This is a genomic window from Streptomyces sp. NPDC048411 (genome assembly GCF_040704695.1).
In the GTDB taxonomy this organism is placed as follows: Bacteria; Actinomycetota; Actinomycetes; order Streptomycetales; family Streptomycetaceae; genus Streptomyces.
This window is the reverse complement of the sequence record NZ_JBEZKL010000182.1, coordinates 1-11630: the sequence shown is the minus strand read 5'-3', so window position 1 is coordinate 11630 and position 11630 is coordinate 1. Positions and strand designations below refer to the sequence as shown.

The window sequence follows — 11630 nt, the reverse complement described above, 5'->3', positions numbered from 1 at the left end:
GACCTACTGGGACGCGCTGTCCGAGTACTACCCGCAGTTCATCCGGTCCCTGCTGTACGCGGGCACCGCGACAATCCTGTGCCTGCTGCTCGGCTACCCGCTCGCGTATCTCATCGCGTTCAAGGCGGGCCGCTGGCGCAACGTGGTGCTGGTGCTGGTCATCGCGCCGTTCTTCACCAGCTTCCTGATCCGTACGCTCGCCTGGAAGACGATCCTCGCGGACGGCGGTGCGGTCGTCGACGTGCTGAACACCCTGCACGTCCTGGACGTCACCAGCTGGCTCGGCTGGACCGAGAACAACCGGGTGCTGGCCACGCCGATGGCGGTGGTCTGCGGTCTGACGTACAACTTCCTGCCGTTCATGATCCTGCCGCTCTACACCTCGCTGGAGCGGATCGACGGCAGGCTGCACGAGGCGGCCGGCGACCTGTACGCCACCCCCGCCACCACCTTCCGCAAGGTGACGTTCCCGCTCTCCATGCCGGGCGTCGTCTCCGGCACGCTGCTGACCTTCATCCCGGCCAGCGGTGACTACGTCAACGCGGAACTGCTGGGCTCCACCGACACCAAGATGGTCGGCAGCGTCATCCAGACCCAGTTCCTGCGCGTCCTCGACTACCCGATGGCGGCCGCGCTCTCCTTCATCCTCATGGCGGTGGTCCTGCTGATGGTCACCGTCTACATCCGCCGCTCCGGGACGGAGGACCTGGTCTGATGTCCGTACTGCGCTGGCTCCGCCGCCATCTGATCGTCATCGCGGGTCTGCTGACCCTCGCGTACATGATCCTGCCGAACATCGTCGTCATGGTGTTCTCCTTCAACAAGCCGAACGGGCGCTTCAACTACGCCTGGCAGCGCTTCTCACTGGATGCCTGGAAGGATCCCTGCGGCGTCGCCGACATGTGCGGCTCGCTCTCGCTCTCTCTCCAGATCGCCACTTGGGCGACCATCGGCGCGACCGCGCTCGGCACGATGATCTCCTTCGCGCTGGTCCGCTATCGCTTCCGGGCGCGTGGCGCGATCAACTCGCTGATCTTCCTGCCGATGGCGATGCCCGAGGTCGTCATGGCCGCCTCGCTGCTCACGCTCTTCCTCAACATGGGCGCGCAGCTCGGTTTCTGGACGATCCTCATCGCGCACATCATGTTCTGCCTGAGTTTCGTCGTGACGGCGGTCAAGGCGCGCGTGATGTCGATGGACCCGAGGCTGGAGGAGGCGGCTCGCGATCTGTACGCGGGCCCCGTGCAGACGTTCCTGCGGGTGACCCTGCCGATCGCCGCCCCCGGAATCGCCGCGGGAGCTCTGCTCGCCTTCGCGCTCTCCTTCGACGATTTCATCATCACCAATTTCAACGCGGGCTCGACCGTGACCTTCCCCATGTTCGTCTGGGGTTCGGCACAGCGCGGCACACCCGTGCAGATCAACGTCATCGGCACGGCGATGTTCATCATTGCCGTACTGGTGGTTGTCGCCGGCCAGTTGATCGCGAACCGGCGAAAGAACAGCGCACGACCCTGAAATCCTGAAGGAGTTGGAAACCATGGCCCCAGCTGCCATGCGTACTGCTGCACAATCACTCTCCGGCGCCCGGCCGGTCTCGTTCTGGCTGGACGACCCCGGCAGGCCCGAGGCGCTTCCCGCGCTCACCGGCGGCGAACACTGCGATCTGCTCGTCATCGGCGGCGGATACAGCGGACTGTGGACCGCACTGATCGCCAAGGAACGCGACCCGGAACGGGACGTCGTACTGATCGAGGGGCACGAGGTGGGCTGGGCCGCCTCGGGCCGCAACGGCGGATTCTGCGCCGCCTCCCTCACCCATGGCCTCCCCAACGGCCTGGAACGCTGGCCCGACGAGATCAAGAAGCTGGAGGAGATGGGCGAGCAGAACCTCGACGCCATCGAGGCGGCTGTCGCCCGCTACTCCATCGACTGCGAGTTCGAGCGCACTGGCGAGATCGATGTCGCCACGGAACCCCACCAGCTCGAAGAACTCCGGGAATGGCACCGGGAAGCGGAGCAACTCGGCTTCACCGGAGTGGAATTCCTCGATCAGGACGCACTGCGCGCGGAGGTCGACTCACCGACATTCCTGGGTGGGCTCTGGGACCGGCGCGGGGTCGCCATGCTGCACCCCGCCAAGCTCGCCTGGGGGCTGAAGCAGGCCTGCCTCGATCTGGGCGTACGGGTGTACGAGCACACCCGGGGCCTCGAACTGGTCAGGACCGCCACCGGGATGGCGGTCCGCACGCCGTACGGGAAGGTCCTCGCCCGGCGGGTCGCGCTGGGCACGAACATCTTCCCGTCACTGGTGAAGCGGGTGCGTCCGTACACCGTCCCGGTCTACGACTACGCGTTGATGACCGAACCGCTCACCGCCGATCAGCTCGCCTCCATCGGCTGGAAGAACCGGCAGGGGCTCGGCGACAGCGCCAACCAGTTCCACTACTTCCGGCTCTCCGCGGACAACCGGATCCTGTGGGGCGGCTATGACGCGATCTATCCGTACGGTGGCAGGCTGAGCGCCGATCTCGACCAGCGGCCTGAGACGTTCCTCAAGCTCGCGGGCCAGTTCTTCGACTGCTTCCCGCAGTTGGCCGGGGTGCGTTTCAGCCACGCGTGGGGCGGTGCGATCGACACCTGTTCCCGCTTCTCCGCCTTCTTCGGTACGGCCCATCAGGGTCGGGTCGCCTACGCCGCCGGATTCACCGGGCTCGGTGTCGGAGCAACCCGGTTCGGCGCCGATGTGATGCTCGACCTGCTGTCCGGCGAAAGGACCGAGCGGACCGCTCTGGAAATGGTGCGCACCAAGCCGATGCCGTTCCCCCCGGAGCCGTTCGCCTGGGCCGGGATCGAGCTCACGAAGAGGTCCCTGGCCAGGGCGGACAGCAATGGCGGGCACCGCAATCTGTGGCTGCGGACGATGGACCGCCTGGGGCTCGGCTTCGACAGCTGACCGGGCCGCTCGCGGGGTGACCCGGTTCACTGAATTTCGACGCCTACTCCGTCGGCTGACGCCGCCGTGAGGAACAGCTCGACCAGCTGAGCGCCAGGAGGAGCAGCCCGCTCAGGCACCAGCTGCCGAGCACATCCAGCGGCCAGTGATAGCCGCGCAGCACCAGACCGATGCCCGTCGCCAGGGTCAGCAGGGCAGCGGCGACGGGCATCGTCCATGACCACGTCGACCGCCCTGCCGGACCTGTGCGCGGTGCGAGCAGCAGCGCCGCGGCCCCGTACGCCACCGCGGCCGTCGCCGCATGGCCCGACGGGTAGTAGCCGGTCGCCTCGGTCAGCGGTCCCGGACGGGCGATCAAGTCCTTGAGCGGGACGATCAGCGCGGGTACCGCCGCCATGGCGAGCGCCGCGGACAGCGGCGCACGGCGTGCGCCGCGCAGCAGCGTGTAGACGATCGCGCACCCCAGGACCGGGAGCGCGACCTGCATGTTGCCGAGATCGGCGAGGAACTCGGTGAGCCGGGCGGGACCGTGTCCGACGACGGTCCGGCCGATCCGCTCGTCCAGCCCGCGCAGCGGGCCGTCGGCCGCGACCTGCCAGGTGAGGAGCGCGAAGACCGTGAGCAGCGACGACACTAGAGAAAGGAGAAAAGCCGACCGCCCCGGAACAGGGGGGGTGGTTCCGGGGCGACCGCCTGGACCGGTTTGCCGCGCGCCCCGGGGGGTTTGGGGCGAGCGGCCATCCGATCGGTGAGGAGTTCCGGAGCCAGAGGCTCCAGTGGTGTGCGCGAAGGCACGACCAGGACGGTGCTGGGGAAGCTCCGACCCGGTCTCACTCGCAGTGCCCTGCGAGCGGGGTGTTTCTCTCATCTGCAGAAACCGTACGGCAGCCGGTGGGGGGCCGACAGCCGGAATCGGATCCCGCCATCGGCCCCCCACACCTTCTTCACAGACCCTCACGTGGACCCGGTCGGGATCGGCTCCGGGACCGGATCAGATCTGGGCGAAAGCCTGCTCGATGACGTCGAGGCCCTCGTTCAGCAGGTCCTCGCCGATCACCAGCGGCGGCAGGAAGCGCAGCACATTGCCGTACGTGCCACAGGTGAGGACGAGCACGCCCTCGGCGTGGCAGGCCTTCGCGAGCTTGGCGGCGGCCTCCGGGTTCGGGTCCTTCGTGCCGGACTTCACCAGCTCGATCGCGATCATCGCGCCGCGGCCGCGGATGTCACCGATGACATCGCCGTTCGGCAGCTTCGCCTGCATCTCGGCGAGGCGGCCCTTCATGACCTCCTCGATGCGCTTCGCCTTCCCGTTCAGGTCCAGCTCACGCATGGTCTCGATGGCACCGAGCGCACCCGCGCAGGCCACCGGGTTACCGCCGTACGTACCGCCGAGGCCGCCCGCGTGCGCGGCGTCCATGATCTCGGCGCGGCCGGTCACTGCCGAGAGCGGCAGACCGCCCGCGATGCCCTTGGCGGTGGTGATCAGGTCGGGGACGATGCCCTCGTCCTCACAGGCGAACCACTGGCCGGTACGGCAGAAGCCGGACTGGATCTCGTCCGCGACGAAGACGATGCCGTTGTCCTTGGCGAACTGCGCGATGGCGGGGAGGAAGCCCTTCGCCGGCTCGATGAAGCCGCCCTCGCCGAGCACCGGCTCGATGATGATCGCGGCGACGTTGTCGGCGCCGATCTGCTTGGTGATCTGGTCGATGGCCTGGGCGGACGCCTCGGCGCCGGCGTTCTCCGCACCGGTCGGCCAGCGGTAGCCGTACGCCACCGGGACGCGGTAGACCTCGGGCGCGAACGGACCGAAGCCCTGCTTGTACGGCATGTTCTTGGCGGTCAGCGCCATCGTGAGGTTCGTCCGGCCGTGGTAACCGTGGTCGAAGGCGACGACGGCGGTGCGCTTGGTGTAGGCACGGGCGATCTTCACGGCGTTCTCGACGGCCTCGGCGCCGGAGTTGAACAGCGCGGACTTCTTGGCGTGGTCGCCCGGCGTCAGCTCGGCGAGCTGCTCACAGACCTCGACGTACCCCTCGTACGGCGTGACCATGAAACAGGTGTGGGTGAAGTCGGCCAGCTGCGCGGACGCGCGGCGTACGACGGCCTCGGCGGAGGCGCCGACCGAGGTCACGGCGATGCCGGAGCCGAAGTCGATCAGGCGGTTGCCGTCCACGTCCTCGATGATCCCGCCACCGGCACGGGCGGTGAACACCGGCAGGGTGGAGCCCACACCTGCGGCGACCGTCGCGAGACGGCGGGCCTGCAGCTCCACCGACTTCGGGCCGGGAATGGCAGTGACGACGCGGCGCTCCTGCGGAATTGCGGTCATGCGGGGCTCCTGGGGGTGTTTCGGACGCTTCTCTCTGCAGGCTAGGGGCGAGGCCGGGGGTCCGGCATGTTCCGTTCGGGAGAAGTGGCGGGTCGCGGTTGTCCGTCACGGACATAGCGACCGACATGGCCCTCGGCCCGGCAGCAGGTGCGAGACATCCCGATCAACAGCGTCTGACGGGGTGGTACGGGGCACTAGATTGAGGGGATCGGGCGCCCGCGCCCGGAGTTACCGGTCGGCGCTGGTCAGGGGACGAGGGACAGCACATGGACACCGAGGGCACGTACGACTCACGCGGCACCCGCTCCGGTCATTCGGTGCCGCGCCCGGCCGGCCCACCACCGCCCGTGCTGCCGCCCATGCCGGGCCACGCACCGGCCTCCGGGCCCTCCCTCGGCGACTGGCTGCGCATCCCCAGGCCCCTCGCGGAACCGGGCGTCTGGCGGTTCGGTCACACCTCCCGGCCCGCCCAGGAAGAGGAGCGCACGCCCGACCGCACCCTGCTCAGCGGAGCCGTGATCTCCCTGCTGGCCGCCGTCCTCGTCTGGTCGCTCTGGCGCAACGGATACATCCCGTACTGGCGGGTCCCGCTGAAGCTCTTCACCCCCGACGGCTGGTGGGGACCGTTCGGCGATCAGCCGCTGACCCATGGGGCCGTACGGGCGCTCGACATGTACCGCCTCCTGGTCATCGGAGCCGTCTTCTACGGGTTCGGCCGTTTGGGTAACTGGCGCGCCGCGTTCGAACGATGGGTCGGGGGCCGGGGACCCGTCGCCCGGGCCGGCGGCGCCGCGGTCGGCGCCCTGCTGGTCTGGATCCTCGTATGGAACGGGACCGTGCCGGGCATGGAGCTCACCTTCAGCTTCGCCGCACCGTGGCTGGGCACCGACCGCACCGTGACCACCGCGGTCACGTACACGCTGTACGCCCTGATCACCCTGGTGATCGTGTGGCCGTTCGCGAAGCTCGGACGATGGGCGGAACTGAGGCGCCGGACCTCCAGCGGCAACGGACCGCAGCACCCGCCGACGGCCCACGCCACGACGACCGGGCGCGCGAACGACAACGTGCACGGCGGCACGGCCCAGGACACGGGCCGCGGCACCGAAGGCCGCACGGACGACGGCGCGGACGATCCGGCCGAGTGGCCCGACCTGCGCGCCGCCGGACAGAACCAGGTCGCCGCCAAGCTCTCCCAGGAGGCGCGGTCGGGCAGGATGAACGACGTCGACTACGCCCGTATCCGACGTGCCTGGACATCCGTACGCGCCGACAGCAGCCGGCTCTCCGCCTTCACCGACACCGTGCTGCGCAACGGCGCCGCCGCCTGCACCCACCCCTCCGGCGCACGTGATCTCCCGGTCCGTGCCGCCCGGCACGATCTGCTGGTCGACCAGGTCAGACTCGGCACCGTCGACGACAGCGAACGCAATCCCTACGCACGCCGCGGCAACGGCATCGCCCTCGACCCCGGGCTGCTCGGCACGTCCCTGTTGGCGGTCGGGCCGCCGGGGGCGGGCAAGAGCCGCGCATTGATCCGGCCGGTCGTCGAATCCCTCGCCCTCCAGGCGCTCGCCGGGCGCGCCGCCGTCGTCGCGGTGTGCGCTGCCGGAACCCAGCTCGGCGCCGACGAGGGCTTCGACGTCGTGGTCAAGCTCGGCGACCCGTCCTCCGTCCACGATCTCGACCTGTACGGAGGCACCACCGACCCCGACGAAGCCGCTGCTGTGCTGGCCGAGGGGCTCGTCGGTGATCTCCCGGAGGTGGACAGCCGACGCGCCGCCACCGCCCTCGCCCAGCTCCTCGGTCCCTACCGCGCCGCCCACGGCCGCTTCCCCTCCGTCCCGGAGCTGCGGGAACTGCTCGAAGGCGTACCGGAGACGCTCTCCACTCTGCGCGAGGCCCTCGACGCCACGGGCCGGCAGGACATGCACCGCGAACTGGACGCGCGCACCCGCCAGTCCGGTGCCACCGGCGACGCCGGACCCGCGCTCGCCGACCGGGTCGCGCTCCTCGACCGGCCCGCGTTCGCCGATTTCTTCGACACCACCGGCAAGGCCCGCCCCTTCTCCCTTCGGGCCCTGGAACACCCACTGAGGGTCCGTATCGACCTGCCCGAACGCGGCCACGCCGAGGCGTCGCGGATGCTGGCCCGCCTCGTCCTCGCCCAGTTCACAGCGAGCGCCGCCACCCGCATGGACCGCTCGCTCTTCGCGTGCCTCGTCCTCGACGACGCGACCCGCACCCTGACCCCCGACACCGTCCGCGGAATCCAGCGGCTGCGCTCCGCGCACGCCGGAGCCGTGGTCACGCTGCGCACCCTCGACGACGTCCCGGAGAACCTCCATACGGCGCTGCTCGGCGCCGTGGGCTGCCGGATGGCGTTCTCCGGGATCACCACCTGGGACGGCAAGAAGTTCGCCGAGGCGTGGGGCACGGAATGGGTCGAGACGAGGGATGTCACCCAGCGCACGGTCTTCGCCGACCAGCCGATGACCCGGGCCATTCACGCCTTCCGCAAACTGGTCACCGGCAAGGCCGTGACCACGGACGCGGTGACCGTGCGCCAGGTCGAACGCGAACGCTGGTCCGCCTCCGAACTGGCCCATCGCGTTCCGGCCGGACACGCGGTGCTGTCCCTCACGACCGTACGAGGGGACCACGCACCGCCCCTGCTGGTGAACCTGGACGGCTGAACCGTGTCCGTGCGGCCCTTGACGTGCGGACCGGGTCCTCCGCAGCGGATCCGGCGGACGGGAAACGGTGCCGTATCTCTGGGAGCGGTTACGGCGGACCCTGCCGCCCTGGCAGAATCGGGGGGAGCCGTTCGTACGGGACGGCAAATTCGACTCCTGAAGGTCCCGCGGTCTCCATGCCCCCCACTCTCGCCTCGCTCGTCCAGCACTCGGCGCTCAAACTCACGGTGCGTGCGGGGGCGGACCGGCTCGACCAGCCCGTGCGCTGGGCGCATGCCAGTGAGCTCGCCGACCCCGTCCCTTACATGGAGGGCGGAGAACTCCTTCTCGTCACCGCCACCAACCTCGACGCGGAGAACCCCGAAGCGATGCGACGGTACGTGCGGCGGCTGGCCGGCGCCGGAGTCGTCGGGCTGGGCTTCGCCGTGGGCGTCAACTACGACGACGTACCCCAGCCGCTGATCGACGCCGGGGAGGAGGCCGGGCTGCCGATCCTGGAAGTGCCGCGCCGCACCCCGTTCCTCGCCATCGCCAAGGCTGTGTCGTCGGAGATCGCCGCCGACCAGTACCGGGCGGTGACAGCGGGGTTCGAGGCCCAGAGGGATCTGACCAAGGCCGCACTCGCGGGGGACGGACCCGCCGAACTCCTCACCCGGCTCGCCGCGCAGGTCGACGGCTGGGCCGCGCTGTACGACGCCTCCGGCGCCGTTGTGGCCGCCGCCCCCGACTGGGCCGCCCGGCGTGCCGCCCGGCTCACCCCTGATGTGGAACGCCTGCGAGAGCGCCCTGCTCCGGCGAGCGTGGTCCTCGGCGACACCGACGATCGGGTCGAGCTCCAGACCCTGGGGACCGGCCGCAGGGCCCGCGGTGCCCTGGCCGTGGGCACCGGTTCGGCTCTCGGCACCGCCGAGCGGTACGCCGTGCACTCGGCCGTCGCCCTGCTGACACTCACCACCGCCCGCTCGCGCTCCCTCCAGGGCGCTGAGCAGCGGCTCGGCGCGGCGGTGCTGCGGATGCTCCTGGCCGGCCAGCCGGACCACGCGCGGGCCGTCGCCGGGGATCTGTACGGAGGGCTGCTCGACGCTCCTTTCCGGCTGCTGATCGCGGAGGCGACCGAGCCGTCGACACCGGCGCTGCTCGGTGAGTCGATGGAGGCGGCGGCCTCCCGGGCCGGCGAGACGCTGTTGACGGTTCCCGAGGGCGAGCGGCTCGTCGTCCTGGCCGCGGACGGTGGTGCGGCTGTCGCCGCGTGCATGGCATACGCGAGGGCACAGGACGAGCGGACCCCCCGCGACCAGAAGACACCCGAGGAGGGGGAAATCGTGGTCGGGCTGTCCGCGCCGGCGGGTCCGATCGCCGTCTCCGTCGCATACAAGCAGGCCGAACAGGCACTCTCGGTCGCCCGCCGCCGGGGCAGGGCCCTCGTCGAGCACGAAGAGCTGGCGGCCGGCTCGGTTCTGCCACTGCTCGCGGACGACGCGGTACGGGCCTTCGCGGACGGCATGCTCCGCGCCCTGTACGAGCACGACGCGAAGGGGCGCGGCGACCTGGTCGCCTCGTTGCGCGCCTGGCTCTCCCACCACGGTCAGTGGGACGCGGCCGCTGCCGACCTGGGCGTGCACCGCCACACCCTGCGCTACCGGATGCGGCGTGTGGAGGAGATCCTCGGCCGCTCCCTGGACGACCCGGATGTCCGGATGGAACTGTGGCTGGCACTGAAGGCCACCAGCTCCCCGCCGACGCCGTGAAACGGAGTCCGGCCGGCGCCTGAGGACGCCCCGCGTGCCGGACGGTTGCGGCACACCATTCCGATGGGCGCGGTCATCAGACAAATCGGCGCATGCCTGCCGCCCTTCGCTCCATGGCGGACAAACGCCAGGTCGACGGCCCGGCCCTACGGTGGGGGCAAGACACCCCACGACTCCGAAGGGCCGGAACCTCCATGACTTCCACCCACGCCTTCTGGCTCGCCGGCCGCCAGGCCACCGGCGAGGACAGCTTCGACGTCACCAACCCCTGGGACGGCCGTCTCGTCGGTACGGTCAGCGTGCCGACCGACGCGCAGATCGAGGAGGCCGTCGCCGCCGCGCACGCCGTGCGCGAGGAGTTCGCCGCGACGCCCGCCCACGTCCGCGCCGCCGCCCTCGACCACGTCGTACGGCGTCTCGTGGAGCGCACCGAGGAGATCGCCCAGCTGATCTCCGCCGAGAACGGCAAGCCCATCAAGTGGGCGCGCGGCGAGGTCGGCCGCGCCGTCTCCGTGTTCCGGTTCGCCTCCGAGGAGGCCCGTCGCTTCAACGGCGGCGACGCCCAGCGCCTCGACACCGACGCCGGTGGCACCGGCCGTCTCGGGCTGACCCGGCGCTTCCCGCGCGGCACGGTCCTCGGTATCGCGCCCTTCAACTTCCCGCTGAACCTGAGCGCCCACAAGGTCGCCCCGGCCATTGCCGTCGGCGCCCCGATCATCCTGAAGCCCGCCCCGGCCACCCCGATCTCGTCGCTGATCCTCGGCGAGCTGCTGGCCGAGACCGACCTCCCGGCCGGTTCGTGGTCCGTGCTCACGGTGCCCAACGACCGTATGCCCGCCCTCGTCCAGGACGAGCGCCTGCCCGTGATCTCCTTCACGGGTTCCGGCCCGGTCGGCTACTCCATCCTGGAGTCGGTGCCGCGCAAGCACTGCACCCTGGAGCTGGGCGGCAACGGTGCGGCGGTCGTCCTCGGCGACTACGCCTCCGACGAGGACCTGGACTGGGCCGCGAGCCGGATCGCGACCTTCTCCAACTACCAGGGCGGCCAGTCCTGCATCTCGGTGCAGCGCGTCATCGCGGACGCCTCGGTCTACGACCGGCTCGTCCCGAAGATCGTCGCGGCCGTCGAGGCCCAGGTCACCGGCGACCCGTCCGACGCTGCCACCGACGTCGGCCCGCTCGTCAGCGAGGACGCCGCCAAGCGCGTCGAGTCCTGGGTGGACGAGGCTGTGCAGGCAGGCGCCCAGCTGCTCACCGGAGGCAAGCGGGACGGTGCCACCTACGCGCCGACCGTGCTTGCGGAACTCCCGGACGGCGTCAAGCTCTCCTGCGAGGAGGTCTTCGGGCCGGTCCTGTCCGTACAGAAGGTGGACGGCGAGGCCGAGGCCTTCGCCTCGGTCAACTCCTCGAAGTACGGCCTGCAGGCAGGTGTGTTCACCCACGACCTGCAGACCGCGTTCCGTGCGCACCGGGCCCTTGAGGTCGGTGGCGTGATCATCGGCGACGTCCCGTCCTACCGCGCGGACCAGATGCCGTACGGCGGAGCCAAGCAGTCCGGCGTCGGCCGTGAGGGTGTTCGCTACGCGATGGACGACTACACCTACGAGCGCGTGCTGGTCCTCACCGGCCTCGCCCTGTAGTCCGTAAGCAGGATCGAACCGATCCACAGGAGCCGCCTGTAATCCGCCTGGACAGCACGACAGCAGGCGGCAGACGAACGGCCGGAGCCCACTGTGCGGGGGCTCCGGCCGTTCTCGCGTATCCGTACCCTGACCTGCGAAGACAGTCGGATCTTGGCTGGTTCGGTTGCGTCCAGGGAAGTGGTGTACAGGTTTCCACCTAAAACGGGGGTTTGATCCCGTAGTTGAGTGAGAAGCCTGAACGTAAGACGGCCACCG

The 11630-nt window shown here is 70.1% G+C and carries 8 protein-coding genes; 6 read left to right on the top strand and 2 right to left on the bottom strand.

The window, feature by feature from the left end:
* The 3 genes from AB0915_RS35650 to AB0915_RS35640 form a co-directional block, all read left to right on the top strand.
* A partial coding sequence (locus tag AB0915_RS35650) for an ABC transporter permease (protein ID WP_366695022.1) occupies nucleotides 1-715 on the top strand: 715 nt, incomplete at its 5' end.
* The gene (locus AB0915_RS35645) at nucleotides 715-1518 is read left to right on the top strand and encodes an ABC transporter permease (RefSeq protein WP_366134438.1); all 804 of its coding nucleotides are present in this window, start codon (nucleotides 715-717) and stop codon (nucleotides 1516-1518) included. The genes AB0915_RS35650 and AB0915_RS35645, both read left to right, overlap by 1 nt.
* Nucleotides 1519-1540: 22 nt before the next feature.
* A complete protein-coding gene (locus tag AB0915_RS35640; RefSeq protein ID WP_366695021.1) occupies nucleotides 1541-2956 on the top strand; it encodes an FAD-dependent oxidoreductase in 1416 nt (471 codons plus the stop codon).
* 43 nt (nucleotides 2957-2999) lie between these two features.
* On the opposite strand, the gene AB0915_RS35635 is transcribed toward AB0915_RS35640, so the two are convergent.
* Nucleotides 3000-3824, bottom strand: a complete 825-nt coding sequence (locus AB0915_RS35635; RefSeq protein WP_366695020.1) for a phosphatase PAP2 family protein — start codon at nucleotides 3822-3824, stop codon at nucleotides 3000-3002.
* A 123-nt stretch (nucleotides 3825-3947) separates the two neighbouring features.
* On the bottom strand, nucleotides 3948-5288 hold the full coding sequence (gene gabT / locus AB0915_RS35630; protein ID WP_366695019.1) for a 4-aminobutyrate--2-oxoglutarate transaminase: 1341 nt from the start codon (nucleotides 5286-5288) through the stop codon (nucleotides 3948-3950).
* 266 nt (nucleotides 5289-5554) lie between these two features.
* Here gabT and AB0915_RS35625 point away from each other — a divergent pair, with 266 nt between their 5' ends.
* The 3 genes from AB0915_RS35625 (at nucleotide 5555) to AB0915_RS35615 (ending at nucleotide 11372) form a co-directional block, all read left to right on the top strand.
* Nucleotides 5555-7984: an ATP/GTP-binding protein gene (locus AB0915_RS35625; protein WP_366695018.1), complete on the top strand. Its 2430-nt coding sequence runs from the start codon at nucleotides 5555-5557 to the stop codon at nucleotides 7982-7984.
* Nucleotides 7985-8160: 176 nt separating this feature from the next.
* Nucleotides 8161-9732, top strand: a complete 1572-nt coding sequence (locus tag AB0915_RS35620) for a PucR family transcriptional regulator (protein ID WP_366695017.1) — start codon at nucleotides 8161-8163, stop codon at nucleotides 9730-9732.
* Between the two features lie 194 nt (nucleotides 9733-9926).
* On the top strand, nucleotides 9927-11372 hold the full coding sequence (locus AB0915_RS35615; RefSeq protein WP_037689742.1) for an aldehyde dehydrogenase family protein: 1446 nt from the start codon (nucleotides 9927-9929) through the stop codon (nucleotides 11370-11372).
* Nucleotides 11373-11630: the final 258 nt, after the last annotated feature.